18 protein-coding genes are annotated in these 19,762 nt (G+C 72.5%); 9 read left to right on the forward strand and 9 right to left on the reverse strand.

Features of this window, described 5'->3' with window-relative positions; all coding sequences use genetic code 11:
- Positions 1 to 42 precede the first annotated feature (42 nt).
- Positions 43 to 822: an IclR family transcriptional regulator gene (locus AB0E05_RS07720; RefSeq protein WP_361960578.1), complete on the reverse strand. Its 780-nt coding sequence runs from the start codon at positions 820 to 822 to the stop codon at positions 43 to 45.
- Between the two features lie 203 nt (positions 823 to 1,025).
- Here AB0E05_RS07720 and AB0E05_RS07725 point away from each other — a divergent pair, with 203 nt between their 5' ends.
- From AB0E05_RS07725 to AB0E05_RS07735, 3 genes are all read left to right on the forward strand, one after another.
- A complete protein-coding gene (locus tag AB0E05_RS07725; RefSeq protein ID WP_361960378.1) occupies positions 1,026 to 2,558 on the forward strand; it encodes an aldehyde dehydrogenase (NADP(+)) in 1,533 nt (510 codons plus the stop codon).
- A 188-nt stretch (positions 2,559 to 2,746) separates the two neighbouring features.
- Positions 2,747 to 3,421, forward strand: coding sequence for a DsbA family oxidoreductase (locus AB0E05_RS07730; protein ID WP_361960580.1), 675 nt, complete (start codon positions 2,747 to 2,749; stop codon positions 3,419 to 3,421).
- A 31-nt stretch (positions 3,422 to 3,452) separates the two neighbouring features.
- Positions 3,453 to 4,490, forward strand: a complete 1,038-nt coding sequence (locus AB0E05_RS07735; protein ID WP_361960380.1) for an aminotransferase class V-fold PLP-dependent enzyme — start codon at positions 3,453 to 3,455, stop codon at positions 4,488 to 4,490.
- A 19-nt stretch (positions 4,491 to 4,509) separates the two neighbouring features.
- Here the strand turns inward: AB0E05_RS07735 and AB0E05_RS07740 are convergent, their stop codons facing one another.
- A complete protein-coding gene (locus tag AB0E05_RS07740; RefSeq protein ID WP_361960382.1) occupies positions 4,510 to 5,049 on the reverse strand; it encodes a MarR family winged helix-turn-helix transcriptional regulator in 540 nt (179 codons plus the stop codon).
- Positions 5,050 to 5,263: 214 nt separating this feature from the next.
- On the opposite strand from AB0E05_RS07740, the gene AB0E05_RS07745 reads away from it, so the two are divergent.
- Positions 5,264 to 6,343, forward strand: coding sequence for an alkene reductase (locus tag AB0E05_RS07745; protein WP_361960384.1), 1,080 nt, complete (start codon positions 5,264 to 5,266; stop codon positions 6,341 to 6,343).
- A gap of 76 nt (positions 6,344 to 6,419) precedes the next feature.
- On the opposite strand, the gene thpD is transcribed toward AB0E05_RS07745, so the two are convergent.
- The 5 genes from thpD to AB0E05_RS07770 form a co-directional block, all read right to left on the reverse strand.
- Positions 6,420 to 7,325 (reverse strand): ectoine hydroxylase, encoded by a 906-nt coding sequence (thpD, locus tag AB0E05_RS07750; RefSeq protein WP_361960386.1) that lies wholly within the window; start codon positions 7,323 to 7,325, stop codon positions 6,420 to 6,422.
- A gap of 3 nt (positions 7,326 to 7,328) precedes the next feature.
- A complete protein-coding gene (locus AB0E05_RS07755; RefSeq protein WP_361960388.1) occupies positions 7,329 to 7,727 on the reverse strand; it encodes an ectoine synthase in 399 nt (132 codons plus the stop codon).
- A gap of 62 nt (positions 7,728 to 7,789) precedes the next feature.
- Complete coding sequence (ectB, locus tag AB0E05_RS07760) at positions 7,790 to 9,058, reverse strand: diaminobutyrate--2-oxoglutarate transaminase (protein ID WP_361960390.1); 1,269 nt, start codon at positions 9,056 to 9,058, stop codon at positions 7,790 to 7,792.
- A gap of 125 nt (positions 9,059 to 9,183) precedes the next feature.
- Positions 9,184 to 9,759 (reverse strand): diaminobutyrate acetyltransferase, encoded by a 576-nt coding sequence (gene ectA / locus AB0E05_RS07765; protein ID WP_361960392.1) that lies wholly within the window; start codon positions 9,757 to 9,759, stop codon positions 9,184 to 9,186.
- A gap of 362 nt (positions 9,760 to 10,121) precedes the next feature.
- Positions 10,122 to 11,228, reverse strand: a complete 1,107-nt coding sequence (locus tag AB0E05_RS07770) for an aminotransferase class V-fold PLP-dependent enzyme (protein WP_361960394.1) — start codon at positions 11,226 to 11,228, stop codon at positions 10,122 to 10,124.
- A 152-nt stretch (positions 11,229 to 11,380) separates the two neighbouring features.
- Between AB0E05_RS07770 and AB0E05_RS07775 the strand changes: the two genes are divergently transcribed.
- Together AB0E05_RS07775 and AB0E05_RS07780 are read left to right on the forward strand one after the other, a co-directional pair.
- Positions 11,381 to 12,466, forward strand: a complete 1,086-nt coding sequence (locus AB0E05_RS07775; RefSeq protein WP_361960396.1) for an amidohydrolase family protein — start codon at positions 11,381 to 11,383, stop codon at positions 12,464 to 12,466.
- A gap of 323 nt (positions 12,467 to 12,789) precedes the next feature.
- Positions 12,790 to 13,728 carry an SCO1860 family LAETG-anchored protein gene (locus AB0E05_RS07780; protein WP_361960398.1) on the forward strand — a complete coding sequence of 313 codons (939 nt, stop codon included), beginning with the start codon at positions 12,790 to 12,792 and terminating at the stop codon, positions 13,726 to 13,728.
- A gap of 20 nt (positions 13,729 to 13,748) precedes the next feature.
- Here AB0E05_RS07780 and AB0E05_RS07785 read toward each other — a convergent pair whose 3' ends face one another.
- Complete coding sequence (locus tag AB0E05_RS07785; protein WP_361960400.1) at positions 13,749 to 15,431, reverse strand: hypothetical protein; 1,683 nt, start codon at positions 15,429 to 15,431, stop codon at positions 13,749 to 13,751.
- A gap of 421 nt (positions 15,432 to 15,852) precedes the next feature.
- On the opposite strand from AB0E05_RS07785, the gene AB0E05_RS07790 reads away from it, so the two are divergent.
- The 3 genes from AB0E05_RS07790 to AB0E05_RS07800 all read left to right on the forward strand — a co-directional run bounded on the left by AB0E05_RS07790 (position 15,853) and on the right by AB0E05_RS07800 (position 18,442).
- Entirely contained in the window at positions 15,853 to 16,872 is a 1,020-nt protein-coding gene (locus tag AB0E05_RS07790; RefSeq protein ID WP_361960402.1) for an NAD-dependent epimerase/dehydratase family protein, read from the forward strand.
- 86 nt (positions 16,873 to 16,958) lie between these two features.
- Positions 16,959 to 17,453 (forward strand): NUDIX domain-containing protein, encoded by a 495-nt coding sequence (locus tag AB0E05_RS07795; protein WP_361960404.1) that lies wholly within the window; start codon positions 16,959 to 16,961, stop codon positions 17,451 to 17,453.
- Positions 17,450 to 18,442, forward strand: coding sequence for a galactokinase (locus AB0E05_RS07800; protein WP_361960406.1), 993 nt, complete (start codon positions 17,450 to 17,452; stop codon positions 18,440 to 18,442). The genes AB0E05_RS07795 and AB0E05_RS07800 overlap by 4 nt, the downstream gene beginning before the upstream one ends.
- On the opposite strand, the gene AB0E05_RS07805 is transcribed toward AB0E05_RS07800, so the two are convergent.
- Entirely contained in the window at positions 18,435 to 19,532 is a 1,098-nt protein-coding gene (locus AB0E05_RS07805; RefSeq protein WP_361960408.1) for a radical SAM protein, read from the reverse strand. The two genes, AB0E05_RS07800 and AB0E05_RS07805, sit on opposite strands and share 8 nt — an antisense overlap.
- Between the last annotated feature and the right edge of the window lie 230 nt (positions 19,533 to 19,762).

A 19,762-nucleotide genomic window follows, 5' to 3' on the forward strand; every position in this document is an offset into this window, starting at 1 on the left:
GTGGACCTGTGGACCCTTGAGATCCCGAAGACCCTCCAGTTCTCACAGCCTCCTGGTGGCGAGGGTCAGCCGGTCCCGCGCGTCGAACAGGGCTTCCTTGATGACCTGTTCGTGCTCGGGGGTCAGTCGGGCCACCGGCACCGAGCAGCTGATCGCGTCCCGCGCCGGCGTCCGGTACGGAATCGCCACCCCGAAGCAGCGCAGCCCCAGGGTGTTCTCCTCGCGGTCCACCGCGTACCCCTGCTCCCGCACCGCGTGCAGCTCCTCGATGAGCTTCTCCCGGTCCGTGACGGTGTGTTCCGTCAGCGACGGGAGCGTCTTCGGCAGCATCTTGCGCACCTGCTCGTCGCCGTACGTCGCGAGCAGCGCCTTGCCGAGTGAGGTGGAGTGCGCCGGCAGTCGGCGCCCGACCCGGGTGAAGGGCCGCAAGTGGTGCTGGGACTGCCGGGTGGCCAGATAGACCACGTTGGTGCCGTCGAGACGGGCGAGGTGGATGGTCTCCGTGGTGTCGTCGGAGAGCCGGTCGAGCGTGGGGCGGGCCGCCGCGACGACCTCGTCGCCGTCGATGTACGAGGTGCCGACCAGGAGGGCGCGCACCCCGATCCCGTACCGGGTGCCGGTCGCGTCCGTCTCCACCCAGCCGAGTTCGACCAGGGTGCGCAACAGCATGTACAGGCTGGACTTGGGGTAGCCGACGGCCTCCTGGACCGCGGCGAGCGAGTGCATCCCGGGGCGCCCGGCGAAGTGCTCCAGCAACTCCACCGTCCGTACCGCGGACTTGACCTGAGCCCCGCCCGAACCCCCCGAATCGGCCGCCGCCATCGGCTCCACGCCCCCTTCTTGACCGTGCGGAACACCCGGAAATAGAGTCCGAAGTCCCCGTGCCGTTCATCAACAGGAACGTCGTTCACGATACCGAACGAGCCCTGAGGAACGGCCGGCCCTGCGCGGGGCGACGCACGTCGTGGACGGTGCCGGCGACCCCGACGTCGACGGCGACGACGACCACCGGAGAGGAAGCCGCGGTGACAGCAGCACCAGTCTGGAGTGTCGACCCCCGAACCGGGAAGCCGCGGGAACAGGTCGCGGTCGAGTCCACGGCCGCGGAGGTCGACCGCGCGGTGCGCACCGCCCACGCGTCCGCCGCCGCGCTCGCCGACCGGTCCGCCCGCGCCGCCCTGCTGCGCGCCGCGGCCGATCTGCTCGACGAGGCCTGCGGCCCGGTCATCGAGGTCGCCGACGCGGAGACCGCCCTCGGCCCCACCCGGCTGACCGGCGAACTCGCCCGCACCACCGCCCAACTGCGCGCCTTCGCCGCCGTCGTGGACGACGGCGCGTACCTGGACGTGCGCATCGACCACGCCGACGCCGGCCGCACCCCGCCCTGGCCCGACCTGCGCCGCTACAAGATCCCGCTCGGGGTCGTCGCCGTGTACGCCGCGAGCAACTTCCCGCTCGCCTTCTCCGTGCCCGGCGGCGACACCGCCAGCGCGCTCGCCGCCGGCTGCCCCGTCGTCGTCAAGGCGCACCCGGACCACCCCGCCACCTCCGAACTCTGCGCGACCCTGCTGCGCCGTGCGGCTGCCCGGGCCGGGCTGCCCGAGGACGTGGTGGCCGTCGTCCACGGCTTCGACGCCGGCGTGACGCTGGTCGGCCACCCCGCGGTCGCCGCGGCCGGCTTCACCGGTTCCGTACGCGGCGGGCGCGCCCTCTTCGACGCGGCGGCGGCCCGCCCCGTCCCCATCCCCTTCCACGGCGAACTGGGCTCGCTGAACCCCGTCGTCGTCACCGAGGAGGCGGCGGCCGAACGGGCCGCCGAGATCGGCACCGGACTCGCCGGCTCCATGACCCTCGGCGAGGGCCAGTTCTGCACCAAGCCCGGCTTCGTCCTGGTCCCGCAGTCGGCGGCGGGCGACCTGGTCGTCGAGTCCCTCACGACCGCGCTCGGCAACACCGAGCCCGGCGTGATGCTCGACCGCCGGATGCGCGCGGCCTTCGTCGACGGCGTACGGGAACGGGCCCTCCTGCCGTCCGTCGAGACCCCGCTGACCCCGGGTGCGGGCGGCGAGCACACCGTCAGCGCCGGCTTCCTGACCGTCCCGGCGGCCCTGCTGGCCGCGGACGGCCCGCACGACCTGCTGCTGGAGGAGTGCTTCGGCCCCGTCACGGTCGTCGCCCGGTACGCCACGGACGACGACGTCACCGCGGTGCTCGGCCGGCTCCCCGGCAACCTCACCGCGACCGTGCACCTGTCGGGTGCCGAAGCCGGGGGCCGGGGGCGGGGCGCCGCGCTGCTCGCCGAGCTGACGCCGCTCGCGGGCCGCATCCTCGTCGACGGCTGGCCCACCGGCGTCGCGGTCGCCCCGGCCCAACACCACGGCGGGCCCTACCCGGCGGCCACTTCCACCTCCACGTCCGTCGGCGCCACCGCCGTCGAGCGCTGGCTGCGCCCGGTCACGTACCAGAGCACCCCCGAGGCGCTGCTGCCGCCGGAACTCGCGGAGGGCAACCCCCTCGGGCTGCCGCGCCGGGTGGACGGGCGGCTGGAGCTCCGGTAGCGCTCTTCGGACGGCCGACTCGACGTCCCGTGGCGCACCGGCGCCGGAATGCGGCGGGCCCGCCGCGCGTTGTCGCCCCTGCGGCGCGCCCTTAAGGGCGCGCCCGCTCGGGCTTCCCGACAGCGACGGCACGACAGCGACGGCAAGAGAGCAGAAGAGGGCGACACATGGCGACGGAACGGGACGGGATTCGCGTCGAGATCTGGGGCGACATCGTCTGCCCCTGGTGCTACGTGGGCAAGGCCCGGTTCGAGAAGGGGCTCGCCGCCTTCGACCACCGCGACCGGGTCGAGGTCGTGTACCGCTCCTACGAGCTGGACGCCGAACGTCCCCGGGGTGAGACGTCGTCCGTCATCGACGTGTTGGCGAAGGTGTACGGCTGCACGCCCGAGGAGGCGCGGGCGAAGGAGGAGCACGTCGCGGCGGGCGCCCGCGGCGACGGCCTGCCGTACCTCACCGAGGGCCGTGACCACGGCAACACCTTCGACGTGCACCGACTGCTGCACCTGGCGAAGGCCCGCGGGCGACAGCGCGAACTCCTCGACGTCGTCTACCGGACCAACTTCGCCGAGCAGCGCTCCGTCTTCGACCACGAGGTCCTCGCCGCGCTCGCCGTCGAGGCCGGCCTCGACGGGGCGGAGGCGCGCGCGGTGCTCGCGGACGAGCAGGCGTACGCAGCGGACGTCCGCGCCGACGAGCGGGAGGCGGCCGAGCTGGGCGCGCGGGGCGTGCCGTTCTTCGTCGTCGACCGGAGGTACGGACTCTCCGGCGGACAGCCGCCCGAGCTGTTCACCGAGGTGCTGGAGAAGGCGTGGCAGAGTCGTCCCGCGGAAGGCGCCGACACTCCCGGGGCGCGGGGTTGACCCGTCCCCCGGGGCGGCTCAGGGTGATCACATGGAGACTCCCGGCGGTTCCGAGTTCACGCTGACCTCGACGTATCTGAACACCGCGAGCTGCGGTGTGCTGCCCCGCCGGGCCGTCGCCGCGATCACCTCGCTCGTCGACGAGCTGGCCGTCGGCCGGCCGGGCGGCGCCGGTGATCACGCCGTGCTGGGCGCCTCCCGGGCCTCCTTCGCCCGGCTGTGCGGGGTCGCCGAGGACCGGGTCGCCGCGGGCAGCTCGCTGGCCGTGCAGGTCGCGCTGGTGGCGGCGTCCCTGCCGGCCGGGGCCGAGGTGCTGTTCCCGGAGGGGGAGTACACCTCCGTCATCACGCCCTTCGCGATCCGCGGGGACCTCGCGCTGCGGTACGCGCCGCTGGAGGCGCTCGCCGACGCGGTGCGCCCGGGCACCGAGCTCGTCGCGTACTCCGCGGTGCAGTCCGCCGACGGGCGGATCGCCGACTTCGCCGCCGTACGGGAGGCGGCGGCGGTCCACGGGGCGCGCACGCTCGTCGACATGAGCCAGTCGGCGGGGTGGCTGCCGCTGGACGCGGGCTCCTTCGACTACACCGTCACCTGCGGGTACAAGTTCCTGCTGGGTCTGCGCGGGGTGTGCTTCCTCACCGTCACCGAGGAGGCCCAGCACACGCTGCGGCCCCTGTACGCGGGGACGTTCGCCTCCACCGACTGGCCCCTGTACGGACCGGTCGAGCACCTGGCGCCCACCGCCCGGCGCTTCGACGAGTCACCGGCGTACGTCGCCTACCACGGCGCGGCCCGGTCGCTGGCGCTGCTGGAGGAGGTCGGGACGGCGGCGGTGCACCGGCACGTGACCGGGCTGGCGCGGCGCTGCACGGAGGGGCTGGCCGCGCTCGGCCTGTCGGCCGTGGCCGGGGACTCGGCGATCGTGGCCGTGCGCGGGCAGGGCGAGCGGGTGGAGCGCCTCGCGCGGGCGGGGGTCGTCGCCTCGGCGCGGGCGGGGCACCTGAGGCTGTCCTTCCACCTCTACAACACGCCCGAGCACGTGGACCGGGCGCTCGACGCCCTCGCCTGAGGGGGAGAGGGCCGGGGGATCACTCCGCCCCGTCGCAGTCGGCGGCCTCCTGGCACAGGTTGCGCTCGGCCTTGTTCAGCAGTCGCAGCAGCTCCGCGCGCTCGCCCTCGTCGAGCCCCGTGAGCATCCGCTCCTCCAGGGTGTTCAGCGACTGCTCCACCGCGACCCGCAGGGCACAGCTCTGCTCCGTCGCCTCGACGAGGACCGCGCGCCGGTCGGCCGGGTCGGGCCGGCGGCGGACGTGGCCGGCCTGCTCCAGGCGCTGGAGCATCTTCGTGACGGTGGACGGGTCCAGCTCCGCGTACTTGATCAGGTCCGACTGGCGCAGCGGGCCGGACTTCCACAGGTGGAGCATCACGAACTCCTGCCCGGGGTAGAGGCCGAGGCCGCGCAGCACCTTGCCGCCGACCATCCGGTGCAGCCGGGCCACGTGCGTCACGGCGTAGCCGACGGGCCCGCCCGCCTTGCACGCGGGCTCCCGACCCGCGGTGCACGTCGGCTCCCCGCCGTCGGGCGCGCTGCGGACAGCGACGCCCTCCGCCTCGACCTGGCTCGTCATCGGGACTCCTCACTCCGCCAGTCACGCTCGGCGCCGGCCATCCGGCTCCGGGACCCCGGTGCCCCGGGCCCTCCGGGACCCCAGTGTCTCGCGGACTTCTCCGAAATTTTACCTTGGCCGACCAACCTTTACTCTTGGCTGGCCAATCAATGCGTTACGGTTGCTTCCGGCGCCAATGCTTGGTCGGCCATACATTCTGTTTTCGGGAGCCCTCATGACCACCGCCTTCGACCCCCTCCACCTCGCCGGACGCACGCTGGCGAACCGCATCGCCATGGCGCCGATGACCAGGTCCCGCGCTTACGGCCCCGGCCTGTCGGCCACCGACGCCATGGCCACGTACTACGCCCAGCGCGCCTCCGCGGGGCTGATCATCACCGAGGGCGTCCAGCCCTCCGCGGTCGGCCAGGGGTACCCCGACACCCCGGGGCTGCACAGCGACGAGCAGGTCACGGGGTGGCGCAAGGTCACCGACGCCGTGCACGCCGAGGGCGGCACGATCTTCGCCCAGCTGATGCACAGCGGCCGGATCGGCCACCCGGACCTGCTGCCGGGCGACCTCCACCCGGTCGGCCCCTCCGCCGTCGCAGCGGCCGGCCAGCTCTACACGCACGAGGGCATGAAGGACTTCCCGGTCCCGCAGGAGCTGACCGGCGAGGACGTGCGCACCACCATCGCGGACTTCGCCTCCGCCGCCCGCAACGCGGTCGACGCCGGCTTCGACGGCGTCGAGCTGCACGGCGCCAACGGCTATCTGATCCACCAGTTCCTCGGCCAGAACACCAACCTGCGCACCGACGAGTGGGGCGTCGGCAGCGTCGAGGACCGCATCCGGTTCGCCGTCGAGGCGGTCCGCGCCACGGCCGAGGCGATCGGCCCGGACCGGGTGGGCCTGCGCATCTCGCCCTGCAACCCCATGACCGACGTCCACGAGCCGGAGCCCGACGAGGTGTACCTCGCCCTGGTCCGCGCGCTGGAGCCGCTGGGGATCGCGTACCTGCACGTGCTGCAGTGCGGCCCGGAGCGCCGGGAGCTGGTGGAGGCGCTGCGCAAGGAGTTCTCCGGGACGCTGATCCTCAACGACGGCACCCCGACCCCCTCCGACCACGACCAGCTCGCCGCGATCGAGGACGGCACCGCCGACATGATCTCCTTCGGCGCGCTCTTCCTCGCCAACCCCGACCTCCCGGAGCGGCTGCGGACCCAGGGGCCGTACAACACCCCGGACTCCGCCACCTTCTTCGGCGGCGACGAGCGGGGCTACACGGACTACCCGACGCTCAGCCGCGTCTGACGCACGCACGGCGAGGGGCCCCGCGATCCGTCGCGGGGCCCCTCGGTCCGAAAGGACCTCGCCGTTGCCGCCCGTCCTACCGCACCGGGGTGAAGTCGCGGGCCCCGATGAACTCCGGCCGGCGCACCGGCGCGGCGAACGGCTCCACGGCCGCGTTCTCCACGCTGTTGAAGACGATGAAGACGTTGCTGCGCGCATACGGGGTGATGTTGTCCCCCGAGCCGTGCATGCAGTTGCAGTCGAACCAGGTCGCCGAGCCGGCCCGCCCGGTGAACAGCCGGATGCCGTGGTCGTCGGCGAACCGCGTCAGCGCGCCGTCGGACGGCGTGCCCGCGTCCTGCATCTGGAGCGACTTCTTGTAGTTGTCCTCGGGCGTCGCGCCCGCGCATCCCAGGAACGTCCGGTGCGAGCCGGGCATGATCATCAGCCCGCCGTTGGTGTCCCGGTTCTCCGTCAGCGCGATGGAGACCGAGACCGCCCGCATCTTCGGCATGCCGTCCTCGGCGTGCCAGGTCTCGAAGTCCGAGTGCCAGTAGAAGCCCGAAGCGCCGAAGCCCGGCTTCACGTTGATCCGGGACTGGTGGACGTACACGTCCGAGCCGAGGATCTGCCGGGCCCGGCCCACCACGCGCTCGTCGCGCACCAGCGCCGCGAAGACCTCGCTGAGCCGGTGCACCTCGAAGATCGAACGCACCTTCTGCGACCGCGACTCCACGATGGCCCGCTCGTCGGCGCGCACGGCGGGATCGGCGATCAGCCGCTCCATCTCGGTGCGGTACAGGCGGACCTCGTCGTCGGTGATCTGGTCCTCGACGCCGAGGAAGCCGTCGCGCTCGTACGAGGCGAGGTCCCCGGAGGTGGCGGGGCCGGGTGCGCCGGGCGCGGACCACACGACCGGCTCCTGGCGCGGCGTCACCACCTCGGCGGGGCCGCGGCTCGGGTAGAGGTCCTCGACGACGGGGGTGCGGGTGGCGGTGGTCATGCTTCAGCCCTCCTCGGTGAGTAGCGGATAGACGCCGTTCTCGTCGTGGTCCTCGCGGCCGGTGACCGGCGGGTTGAAGACGCAGACGCAACGGAAGTCGGTGACGGGGCGCATGGTGTGGCGCTCGTGGCCGTCGAGCAGGTACATCGTGCCCGGCTCGATCAGATGGACCTCGCCGGTCTCGTCGTCGGTCAACTCGGCGGTGCCCTCCACGCAGAGCACGGCCTCGACGTGGTTCGCGTACCACATGGACGTCTCCGTGCCGGCGTACAGCACGGTCTCGTGGAGCGAGAACCCCACCTTCTCCTTGGCGAGGATCAGGCGCTTGCTCTCCCAGGTCCCGGAGGCCGCTCTGACGTGGCGTTCGGTGTCCTGGATCTCCTTGAGTGAACGTACGATCACAGTGGTGGTGCCTTTCTGAACTCGAAGGTGACGAGGGGTGTCAGGGGTCGGGGCGGCGTGCCTCAGGCGGTCTCGCGCACGGCCCGGGCGAGGATCCGCAGGCCCTCGTCCAGCTCCGCGGGGGTGACGGTGAGCGCGGGCAGCAGCTTCACCACCTCGCCGCGCGGACCGGAGGTCTCCAGCAGCAGCCCCAACTCGAAGGCGCGGGCGCAGATCGCCGCGGCGCGCTCGCCGTCGGCGAACTCCAGCCCCCAGACCAGGCCCCGGCCGCGGAAGCTGAAGTCCGGCTCCGCGCTCTCCCCGGCGAGTGCGAGCAGTCCCTGCTCGACCTGCTCGCCGCGCACCAGGGTCTGCTTCTCCATCTCGCGGTCGGTCCAGTACGTCTCCAGCGCCGCCGTGGCCGTGACGAACGCCGGGTTGTTGCCGCGGAAGGTGCCGTTGTGCTCGCCCGGCTCCCACAGGTCGAGCTCCGGCAGGAACAGGCAGAGCGACATGGGCAGCCCGTAGCCGCTGATCGACTTGGACAGGGTGACGATGTCCGGGGTGATGCCCGCCTCCTCGAAGGAGAAGAAGCCCCCGGTGCGCCCGCAGCCCATCTGGACGTCGTCGACGATCAGCAGCATGTCCTGCCGCTCGCACAGGGCCTTGAGCGAGCGCAGCCACTCGGGGCGCGCCACGTTCACGCCGCCCTCCCCCTGCACGGTCTCCACGATCACGGCCGCGGGCTTGTCCAGGCCGGAGCCCTGGTCCTCCAGCAGCCGCTCGAACCAGAGGAAGTCCGGTACGGTGCCGTCGAAGTAGTTGTCGAACGGCATCGGCGTGCCGTGCACCAGCGGGATGCCGGCGCCGGCGCGCTTGAAGGCGTTGCCGGTGACCGCGAGGGACCCCAGCGACATGCCGTGGAAGGCGTTGGTGAACGAGACGACCGGCTCGCGGCCCTTCGCCTTGCGGGCCAGCTTGAGCGCCGCCTCCACCGCGTTGGTGCCGGTCGGGCCGGGGAACATGACCTTGTACGGCAGGTCGCGCGGGCTCAGCACGATGTTCTGGAAGGCTTCCAGGAAGGTGCGTTTCGCCGTGGTCGCCATGTCCAGGCCGTGGGTGATGCCGTCGCGTTCGAGGTAGTCGAGCAGGGCCCGCTTGAGGACCGGGTTGTTGTGCCCGTAGTTGAGCGAGCCGGCGCCGGCGAAGAAGTCGAGGTAGCTGTGGCCGTCCTCGTCGGTCAGCCGGCTGCCCTGCGCGCGGTCGAAGACGGCGGGCCACCCCCGGCAGTAGGAGCGGACCTCGGACTCCAGGGCTTCGAAGACGCTCATGGCGGGCGGGGTGATGGTCATGGGGCTCTGCCTCCAACAGGGGGTGGTCGCCGGACGGGGCGGTGGGCGGAGGTGAACGGCGGGCGACGTCGTCCGTGGCTGCGCTGTGCCGTTCGTCGGTGCGCTTCGGTGCGCGGGACCGCTGGTCAGGCGGCCAACGGACCGATGCGGTAGAGGATCTCGGGCTGGTGGTCCCCGGTCGGCGCACCGGTGCGGTCGGTCTCCCGGTGGGGGAAGACGTCCTCGGCGAAGAGCACTTCGCGCTCCAGCCGGGCGCCCTGGCGTCGGGCGTACGCGGTGAACAGCCGGTCCGACGCGGCGTTGTCGGGGGTGACGGTGGTCTCCACCTCGCGCACGCCCCGTCCTTCGGTGACGCGCGCGGTCAGCGCGTCCAGCAGGGTGCCCGCGAGCCCGCGCCCGCGGTGGTCGCGGTCCACCGCGACCTGCCAGACGACCAGCGCCTCGGGCCGGTCCGGCCGCACGTAGCCGGTGACGAAGGCGATCGCCCCACCGGTCGCGTCCCGGGCCACCAACGAGGTGGCGGCGAAGTCACGACACCACAGCAGATAGCTGTACGGGGAATTGAGGTCCAGGACCTCGGAGTCGCGGGCGATGCGCCAGATCGCGGCTCCGTCTTCGACCCGTGGGGTTTCGATGACGGTGAATTCGCTTCGGGGGGTGTTGGATGAGGCTCGTACAAGGTCGTCTTGCGCGGCGGTCATGTCCAGGCAATTTACCGATTGAATTCAATATATGCATGGCGGTGAGGGGTTGGGTGATGTGAAGTGATGTGTTATCGCGCGGGCGCGACCTGACCGCAGAGAGGGCGGGAATATGTCCCTCTTTGTCCGGTAAATAAGCCGCTAAACGGGCATGGTGTGGAGTAGGTCACATCTTCGTGAAGGCCGGTTTTCCCTGTCGGAACTTTAGCGTTTAGGCTCCGGAAACCCGGGCAGAAGAAAACGGGGAGCTGCCTGCGTAAAGGCGGCTCCCCGTCATTTTGATTTGCGTGGGAGTTTCTTTTGATTTCCCAGGGCGATAGGTGCTGGGGCGTATCCGAAGGGGATGCGTCCCGGGGCGCGTCCTAGGCCCAGGTGTCGGAGATCGCGCGGCCGGCCGCCTCCAGGTCCACCGTGGTGCCCGGGGTGAGCTCGACCAGCGCGGCACCGAGCGCCGCCAGCGAGGAGCGCACCGCGCCGCGGGTCGCGTCCACCCCGTAGTGGTTCACCCGGATCATCTCCTTGGCCAGCGCCCCGCCGCCGGCCACCAGCGGCAGCGACGGGTCGGCCGCCAGCGCCCGGGCGACCAGCTCGGCGGCGTTCACCCCGGACGGCGCACGCAGCGTCGTCGCCACCGGCGCCGCGTCCCGGGCGTCGTGGACGTACGGCTCAAGGCCGCCCCCGAGCGCCACCACGCCCGCCCGCGTGGCCGCCGCGGCATGGGCGTGCCGGGTCGTCACCGCCGCCAGCCCCTCCGACTCGATGCGCTCCACGCACGCTTGAAGCGCCAACATCTCCAACTGCGCCGGCGCGTGCAGCAGCGCCCGCCGTCCGCCGTCGATCCAGCGCTCCTTCCAGTCCAGCAGGGAGAGGTACGAGCGGCGCGGCGCGGCCGGGTTGGCCGCGAAGCGCTCCCAGGCGCGCCCGCTCACGGACACCGCCGACACCCCCGCCGGACCGCCCATCGCCTTCTGCGCGCCGATCACGCACAGGTCCACGCCCCAGGCGTCCGGCAGCAGCGGCTCCGCGGCCACCGACGCCACCGCGTCCAGCATGAACAGCGCGCCGTGCGCCCGGACGACCTCGCCGATCTCCGCCACCGGGTTGGTGTTGCCGGTCGCCGCCTCCGCGTGCACCAGGGAGACGAAGTCGATCTCCGGGTGCGCGGCCAGCGCCTGCGCCACCTGCTCGGCGGTGACCGCGGTGTGGAACGGCACCTCCAGGTCGACGACGGTGGCGCCGCAGTCCCGCAGCCAGTTCCCGAAGGTCTGCCCGTACGGGCCGGTGACGACGTTCAGTGCGGTCGAGCCCGGTCGGGCGCCGGAGCGGATGCAGCCCTCCAGCGGCAGCAGCGCCTCGCCCTGCGTGATCACGACGTCCTGCTCGGTGTCGAGCAGCGCGGCCACCCGGCGCTCGATCGCCGCGAAGCGCTCGGCGGTCAACGGGGGCAGGTCCAGGAACGGATGGGTCACGGTGGGTGCCTTCTTCGGATCGTCGAGCGGGTGGCGCCGAGTCGGTGCGGGCCCGGCCGGTACCCGGTGCTTTCGATGGGTTTCGGCCGGTGCGATCCGGCCGCTCGATCGAGGGTACCCAGGGCGCGGCGGCCCCCTCGTACAGTGCAGACATGAGCGATCACGCGGTGCTGCACGTGAAGGGGCGGGTGCTCGTCGGCCCGGAGGACGTCCGGGACGAGTTGTGGGTGGTCGACGGGCGCGTCACCTACGACCGGCCGGTCGGTGAGGCCGTGACCGTGACGGGCTGGGCGCTGCCCGGGCTGGTGGACGCCCACTGCCACGTCGGGCTCGACCGGCACGGCGCGGTGGACGACGCCACCAGCGAGAAGCAGGCGCTCACCGACCGGGACGCCGGTGCCCTGCTGATCAGGGACGCCGGCTCGGCGGCCGACACCCGCTGGATCGACGACCGCGCCGATCTGCCGAAGATCATCCGGGCGGGGCGGCACATCGCCCGCACCCGTCGCTACATCCGCAACTACGCCCATGAGATCGAGCCGGCCGACCTGGTCGCCTACGTCGCCCGGGAGGCGCGCCGCGGCGACGGCTGGGTGAAGCTGGTCGGCGACTGGATCGACCGCGAAGCCGGCGACCTGACCGCCTGCTGGCCGCGCGGAGCGGTCGAAGCGGCCATCGCCGAGGCGCACCGGCTGGGCGCGCGGGTCACCGCGCACTGCTTCGCCGAGGACTCGCTGCGCGACCTCGTCGAGGCCGGAATCGACTGCATCGAGCACGCCACCGGGCTCACCGACGACACCATTCCGCTCTTCGCCGAACGCGGCGTCGCCATCGTCCCGACCCTGGTCAACATCGCCACCTTCCCGTCGCTTGCGGACGGCGGCGAGGCCAAGTTCCCCGGCTGGGCGGCGCACATGCGACGGCTGCACGCGCGCCGCTACGACACGGTCCGCAACGCCTACGACGCCGGCATCCCGGTCTTCGTCGGCACCGACGCGGGCGGCTCGCTGCCGCACGGCCTGGTCGCCGCCGAGGTCGCCGAGCTGGTCAAGGCCGGGATCCCGCCCGTCGAGGCGCTGGCGGCCACCACCTGGAAGGCGCGGGCGTGGCTGGGCCGCCCCGCGCTGGAGGAGGGCGCACCGGCCGACCTGGTGGTGTACGGGAGCGATCCGCGCGCGGACGTCCGGGCGCTGGCGGACCCGCTCCGGGTGGTCCTCAACGGGCGGATCGTCGGCTGAGCCGCAAGCGGTGCGTCGAGGCGCTCTGTTGACCGGCCGTGACGTTCGGCGGTGAGCCGTCGTTGATCTCTTTTCAGCCGAAGTTCACCGCGGCCCGTCGGTGGTGGCGCACGTACCCCGTGGGGTGGGAAAACAGGGGCCAGAAGGAACGCACGTGCCTCATGAATCGAAAGCGCGGCCGGAAACCCCCCTTTGGAGTGAACTGACGCCTGGTAGCCGTCGGTTCACTCTCAGTGCGTAAAGATGAGGCGTCTCGGTCGCCCGTCGCCACGTGTCCCCGTGGTCGACGGACGACGTCATTCCTCTTGTGGGGGTTCCACACCTTGAACAGCAATGCCTTGCGCGTGCCCGCCCGCCGCTGCGCCGCCGTCACGGCGGCCGTCGCCCTCGTCGCGGCACCCGTCGCGCTCGCCGGCCCGGCCCACGCCACGGGCGGCGGCGAAGAGGGGCGCGCGAGCGCGGTCGTCCTGCGCACCGGGCTGGACGTCTCCCTGCTCAACAAGACCGTCAACCTTCCCCTCAGCGTGTCCCTGAACGAGGTGAAGGCGCCCGCGAGCGCGGAGAAGACCGGGCTCAGCGTGCGGTTGGACGGGGTCGACGAGGGCCGGCCCTTCGAGGTCCTGCGGGCGGACGTCGCCACCTCCCGGGCCACCGTGGACAAGCAGCGCGCCGAGGGGTACGTGAACCTGGCCCGCGCCAAGGTGCACGTCCCCGGCCTGCCGCTGCTCTCCCTGATCGAGGTCGAGCAGGTCACGTCGAAGGCCGTGTGCGAGGCCGGCAAGAAGCCCGTCGCCGAGTCGAACCTCCTCGGCCACGTGAAGGTCCTCGGCCAGAAGGTCACCCTCAGCGCGGGCGGCCGTACGCAGATCACGGTGCCCGGCGTCGGCGAGGTCACGCTGGACCTCTCCAAGCGCGAGACCACCTCCCGCACCGCCGCGGCCACCGCGCTCGAACTCAACGTCAACGTCAACCCGCTCAAGTTGAACGTGGCCGAGGTCAACGGCAACGTGACCCTCGTCAAGGCGACCTGCGAGGCCCCGAAGGCCGCGCCGGCCCCCAAGCCCGAGCAGCCCGAGCAGCCGAAGCCGCAGTCCCCGCCCGCCCCGGGCCCGAAGGAGCAGGGCGGCTCCACCCCCTCGGACGAGAACCTCGCCGAGACCGGCGGCAGCGCCACCACGATGTACGTCGCCGGTGGCGCCGCCGTGCTGCTCGGCCTCGGCGGCGGCGCGATGGTCCTGGCCCGCGCCCGCAAGCGCGCCTAGGGCCCGGATCGGACCAGGGTCTAGTCGGGCGCGTGCCGGATCCCCTCGTACGCCAACCACTGGGCGAAGGTGTGCAGTCCGTGGTGCAACTCCCGGACCGGCTTCCAGCCCTCAAGGGGCGGCAGGCCCGGTAGGCCCAGGCCCTCCAGGCGGGCCCGGCGGCCCGGGCGGTCCCCGGGGGCGACGGCCTCCAACGGGACCGGGCGCACGGACTCCCGTACCGCGTCGGCCACGTGACGCACCGCGAGCGGCTCCCCGACGGGCAGCAGGACCGCACGCTCCTTCACCGGAGCGGTCACCGCGTGGGCGACGGCGTCCACCAGGTCGGCCGTGTGCAGCGGACGCAGGTCCGGGCCCGGCGGCTCGGTGACGACGACCGGTTGGTAGCGCACCGCGTCCCAGACCATGCGCCCGATCGCCGAGTCGCGCGAGCACCCCGGGCCGTACAGGTCACCGGCGTACAGCGTGTGCGTACTGCGCACCGTGCCGTCGGCGCGGTCGAGCAGCCGTACGACGACGCTCGCCGGCGTCCGCTCGCCGTGGTGGTGCAGCGGCCCGAGGTCGACCACCGCGTCCAGCCCCGGCGTCGGGCGTCCCGCTGCCGGATGACCGCCCTCTGTCCCCAGGGCGGTCACCCGGCACCCGCGGTCGGTCAGACCGCGGGCCAGGTGCTCGCCCAGCGGACTCGCCCCGCCGACCAGCCCCACGGCGGGCGCGGGGACCCGCGCGGCCCGCGATCCGTGCCCCGTCGGGGTGCGGCGCTCCCCGGCGGCCAACCCCGCCTCAAGTCCCGCCCGGGCGACGCGCGCCAGGGCGTCGCGCACCTCGGTGATCTGCTCCTCGCCGCGGCGGTGGCTGATCCCGCCGGGGCCGATCGTCGCCAGCGCCTCGGCGAGCACCGGATCGGCGTCGGGGTCGAGCGCACCGCCCCGACCCTCCCGCCGGTGCACGAGCCCGAGGGCGAACGAGGTCAGCCACGTCCCGCGGACCGCCTCCCGGTCCTGCACTTCGGTCAATCCGAGCATGGCCGAATCCAGTCTCTGCATGCGGATGCCGGACCCTTCCAGATACGACTCGCACTCCAGGTGGAGCCAGCGTTCCGGACCCGGTCCGTCCTGCCGGACGGCGCACTGGGCCACCCCGTGCTTGAAGAACGGCACGACCCGCAGCCCCTCCAACCGCGCCCCTTCGTTCCCCGGACGGTCGTCGGGCAGGAAGCACACCGAACGGCGCGGCCCGCGAAATGCGTTGCCGGAAATGCTCCCGCGGTCGTCGTGTTCGGCCAGGCTCGGCACCGAAACGTACGAAGGAATCCCGCGGTCGCGCAGGTAGCGGTACATCAGGATGTCATCGGGCCAGGCGTCCAGGCGCCGTCTGCCGTATTCCACGAAACCGGTGGCGACCTCGCGCGGCAGCACGATGGCGACACAGGGAAAGTACTCGTTGACCGAACCCACCCAGCGCGCCCCCGTCATGGCCCCCAAACGCACCGCTGCGCCGTTGCGGGCGTCCCACAGGGCGAACAGGGCGAGGGCCGCGTCCGGCATTTCCCGCACCGCGGCGCGGGCCCGTTCGAAGAAGGTCTCCGACAACAACATGTCGTCCTGCACCACCAGGTGGTGGGTGGCGTCCTCCTCGATCGCCGACCACGCCGCCAGGGCCGTGCGCAGGACCGACGGCCGACCGCCCGGGTCGGGGTCCATGACGACCCGTAAGGCTCCCGGGGGTGCCGATCCGGCCAGTGCCTCGGCTGCCGGCAATCGTTTCGGATGGGTCATCACCGCGCCACTCAGGCGATAACGCGTCACGCATTCCTCCGTGCTCCGATGTGTTTCACCCTGCTCTGAAGTGCAGTGCTCTGTCGTGCAGCTACTTTCCGCCGTTGGCCGAATGGTGATTGCTGAAGTGCGTCGGCCGCATACGGATCCGGACAGTACGTCGTGGCTTTCGGGGCCCGCAAGAGTGCCAAAAAGGCGCCCTGGTTAGGCCCGTTGAAGATCGTCATGCTGGCTTTGCACGATTCACCTGCGTATCGACAGGCCGATGCGTATCAGCATCGGCGACGGAGGAGTTGGCATGGGTGTGACGGCTGGAACGGGTGGGGAAACGGCCGCGGGGAATTCCGTGACCGCCCGGCTGGAGAAGCTCGCGGGGGCCCGGGTCGTGGTCACCGGCGGCGCCGGACTCGTGGGCAGCAGGCTGACCGGGCTGCTGCGCGGCGTCGACGCGGAGGTCACCGTACTGGACCGGATGGACGCTTACCCCGAGTCCACGCACGAGATGTTCGGCGCGCACAGCTCGGGCACGGAGCTGGTCGTGGGCGACGTCCGGGACCGGGAAGCGGTGCGCCGGGTGCTGACCGGGGCGGAGTACCTGGTGCACGCCGCCGCCTTCGCCGACGTCGCCGCCTGCACCCGACGCCCCGACATCGCCTTCGCGGCCAACGTCGAGGGCACCGAGGTCGTCCTGGAGGAGGCGGCCACCGCCGGCGTGCGCCGGATGGTCTTCGTCTCCTCGGCGGCCGTGTACGGAAACGGGACGTCGCCCACGAACGGGGTCCAGCGCTTCAGCGAGGAGCAGGCGCCGCACCCGCTGTCGGTGTACGCCAACTCCAAGCTGTGGGCCGAGCACCAGACCCGGCTGCTGCTCGCCGGCACCGGCACCGACTACGCGATCCTGCGGTACTTCTCCGTCTACGGAGACCCCCAGGTCCCCAAGCCCGGCAGCCACTCCTGGATGGTCGCCTGGCTCGCCATGCACGCCCGGGTCGGCCTGCCGATGCACCTCAACGGCGGCGGCGTCCAGGTCCGCGACCTCGTCCACGTCGACGACATCGCCGCGGCCACCGCGCTCGCGCTCGTCGAGGACGGCGTCGTCGGCGAGACGGTGAACGTCGGCACCGGCATACCGACGTCCGTGCGCGAGGTCGGCGAACTGATCGCCCCGCACTTCCCCGGGGCGCGCTTCGTCACCACCCCGCGCCCCGCGGACGACCCGCTCGGCGGCTACGCGGCCACCGACCGGCTGCGCGAACTGATGCGCTGGACCCCGGAGATCACCGTGCGCGAGGGCGTCGAGCGGTACGTGCGCTGGCTGAACGCCACGCCGGCCGCCGTTCCCGACTGGCTCACGGGGCAGGCGTGAGACTGGGCACTCCGACGGCCGGGTGCCGGCCGGGGCGTGAACCGACGTCCGGCCGCCGGCCGGGGCGTGGAAGGAGATCCGCACACGTGGGATACATCGGCTCCTACATCTGGTCACTGCGGCAGGAGGTGGGCCACCGACGGCTCCTGGTGCCGGGCGCACAGGTCCTGCTGGTGGACGAGGAGGGCCGCGCGCTCTTCCAACAGCGCGCCGACAACGGACTCTGGGAGATCCCGGCCGGGGCGTGCGAGGAGGGCGGCGACTTCGCGGACGCCGCCGTGCGGGAGGTGAAGGAGGAGACCGGGCTGGTGGTCCGGCGCGAGGACCTGGTGCCCTTCGCTTCCCTCTCCGACCCCGAGGTCCACACCCTCACCTACCCCAACGGGGACGTCACCCACTGCTTCGCCCTCTGCTTCGCGGCCCGCGCCTGGTCCGGCGAGCTCTCGCCGGGCCTCGACGAGGTGCGCCAGGCCGACTTCCACCCCCTCGACCGGGCGCCGCAGCCGCTGCTGCCGTCCACGGCCGTGGTGTTGGAGATGTTCCACGAGCACACCGCCACGGGAAGGTTCCAGGCCCGATGAACGACCAGGAGCACATACCCGTCAGCGTGCCCTGCCGGGCGTGCCTGTCCGGCGAGGACCTGGACTGGCTCGGGGGCCGCAGCGTCAGCCTCGCGCTGGACCTGCCGACCACGGTGACCCGCGTCCCCGGCGGGGCACCGCCGCCCCGCGGGGACTGGGCCGAGCAGGTGTGGGACTTCCTGCGCGCGCGGACGCCGGGGCTCGGCCCCCGTCCGCCCGCCGTCGTGGTGCAGAGCCGGGCCCCGGCCGCCAGCGGGCTGTCGTCGTCGACCGCGCTGATCGTCGCGCTGTTCCGCGCCTACACCGACCACACGGCCGCCGCCGACCCGGCCGGGGCGCCACCGCCGTCGCCCGGCACCCTCGCCCAGTGGGCGTACGAGTTCGAGTTCGCCCACTTCAACGGCGGCGGGATGGACCACCTCGCGGTCATCGAGGGGGACGCCCTGCTCCTGGACGGTCGGCCCACCGGGCTGCCCGCGGTCCTGGAGCGCACCGTCTTCCCCGCTCAGTGGGCCGTGGTCGTGGTGGACTCCGCGTCCGCCAAGGACACCAGCGACCACATCCGGGTCGTCCGGGCCCAACTCGCCCGCGGGGACGCGGCCCTCGCCGCCTATCTGAAGGAGGCGGACCAGGCGTCGGCCGACGCCTGGTGGGCGATCGGCGCCCGCGACCTGGACGGGCTCGGGGCGGCGATGGACCGGGCCCACACCACCATGCGGGACCACCAGGGCATGTCCACGCCGCTGTTGGAGGACCTGCGCGAGGCGGCCCGCGCCGCCACCGGGCTGCGGCTGAAGCTCAGCGGCGCCGGCGGCGGGGGCGCCCTGGTCGGGATCTGCCCGACCGCGTCGCTCGACGACGAGGTCGAAGCGCTGCGCGAGGCGCTGGGCGCCGTACGGCCCGAGGCCCGGGTGATCCCCACCCGGGCCTCGGCCGGACTCGCCGCCGGGGCGGGCGCACCCGCCCCGGCGGTCGACGCCCCTAAATAAAGGGGTCGTAGTCCACTGACGGCTCGGACGCCGTCGCTCCGGCCCCGATCTGGTGCAGTTCGAGGTTGGAGCGATGGCGTGCGCAGTGGAACCGGCAGTCCCGGCTGGGGTCGACGATCCCGCGGTCGGAGGCGGCCCAGATGTCCGGGAGCGGTTCGGTCACCGCGTCACCTATCTTGGCCAGCGGATTGCCGCGGTGGTAGGAGCAGACGTACACCCCGGACGGCGTGACCAGGGTGCGCAACTCGGCCACCGGGCAGCGCTGGTAGTCCTTGGGCTGCACCGGTCCGACCCGGTTGCGCAGCGAGGTCAGCGTGGAGGAGTTCACGATCTCGAACGTGTCGTCCGTCAGCTCCCGCGCCTCGCGCAACTGCTCGTCGACGGAGCCGAGGATGTCCTCGGACACCTGGATGACGTGGTGCTCGTCGTCGAACATCGCCTTGGTCTCGAAGTAGTCGCAGCCGATGTCCCGGGCCAGCCTGGCGGCGGTGAGGACCTCGTGGTGGTTGCTCACCACGGTCCCGTCCGGCTGCCGCCTGGTCATGACCAGGAACGAGTAGCCGAGGGCGCCCTTCTTGGCCTCCGCCAGCAGTCGCATGTTGGCGATCACCTTGTCGAAGACGCTGCGGTTCTTGCGGTCCGGGCGGAAGATGCCGTACGTCTCGCTGGTGCCGGCGTCCATGGACACCCGCACCCAGGAGGCGTACTGCGCCAACTCGTCCAGGTTCTGCTGGATCATGGTCCCGTTGGTGACCACGCCGATGGCGATGCCCGCCTCGCCGAGTATCTGGAGCACCTTCCGGGTGCCGCGGTGGGCCAGCGGCTCGCCGCCGCCGATGAGGACCACGCCGCGGACGGACATCTCGACGAGTTCATGGGCCAGTTCGGCGAGGCGTTCGGGGGTGAAGCGCCCCTGGTTCAGCAGCTTGCCGCTGATGCACTCGGGGCAGGCCAGATCGCAGAACGTGGTGGGGTCGAGGTCCACCACGAGCGGTCCGGTGGAGCGTTGTCCCGCGGCCGCCTCCAGGACGCGGGGCCAGCCGGACGGCTGGTAGAGCTTGGACACCAGGTCAAGACGGTCGAACGTCACAGGTGATCTCCTGCTGGGTGTCGTGCGGAGCGCGGGCGAAGGGCCCGGGTCCGGTGTTGGTCCGTCGGGGGCCGGCGAAGCGCGCCGGGGCGTACCCCCTCCGGGGTCGCGCGTCGGGTGGGTGGACTGAGGGAGTGTCTTGTGGGTCCTGCCGGGCTCGCGTGTCCTGGTGCCGCGCCTCCCTGCGTTGTCGTCGGTCGCCGACGCTCCGCGTCGACTTCTTCCTCCGC

Origin of the sequence: Streptomyces sp. NPDC048057, from assembly GCF_040653095.1 — a bacterium.
GTDB lineage: Bacteria > Actinomycetota > Actinomycetes > Streptomycetales > Streptomycetaceae > Streptomyces.

Coding starts and splice junctions, on each gene's coding strand:
- ectA (WP_361960392.1), bottom strand. CDS start 9,759: ATGACCGCCGCGCAAGACGACCTTGTACGAGCCTCATCCAACACCCCC.
- AB0E05_RS07775 (WP_361960396.1), top strand. CDS start 11,381: ATGAGCGATCACGCGGTGCTGCACGTGAAGGGGCGGGTGCTCGTCGGC.
- ectB (WP_361960390.1), bottom strand. CDS start 9,058: ATGACCATCACCCCGCCCGCCATGAGCGTCTTCGAAGCCCTGGAGTCC.
- thpD (WP_361960386.1), bottom strand. CDS start 7,325: ATGACCACCGCCACCCGCACCCCCGTCGTCGAGGACCTCTACCCGAGC.
- AB0E05_RS07740 (WP_361960382.1), bottom strand. CDS start 5,049: ATGACGAGCCAGGTCGAGGCGGAGGGCGTCGCTGTCCGCAGCGCGCCC.
- AB0E05_RS07800 (WP_361960406.1), top strand. CDS start 17,450: ATGAACGACCAGGAGCACATACCCGTCAGCGTGCCCTGCCGGGCGTGC.
- AB0E05_RS07785 (WP_361960400.1), bottom strand. CDS start 15,431: ATGGACCCCGACCCGGGCGGTCGGCCGTCGGTCCTGCGCACGGCCCTG.
- AB0E05_RS07720 (WP_361960578.1), bottom strand. CDS start 822: ATGGCGGCGGCCGATTCGGGGGGTTCGGGCGGGGCTCAGGTCAAGTCC.
- AB0E05_RS07735 (WP_361960380.1), top strand. CDS start 3,453: ATGGAGACTCCCGGCGGTTCCGAGTTCACGCTGACCTCGACGTATCTG.
- AB0E05_RS07745 (WP_361960384.1), top strand. CDS start 5,264: ATGACCACCGCCTTCGACCCCCTCCACCTCGCCGGACGCACGCTGGCG.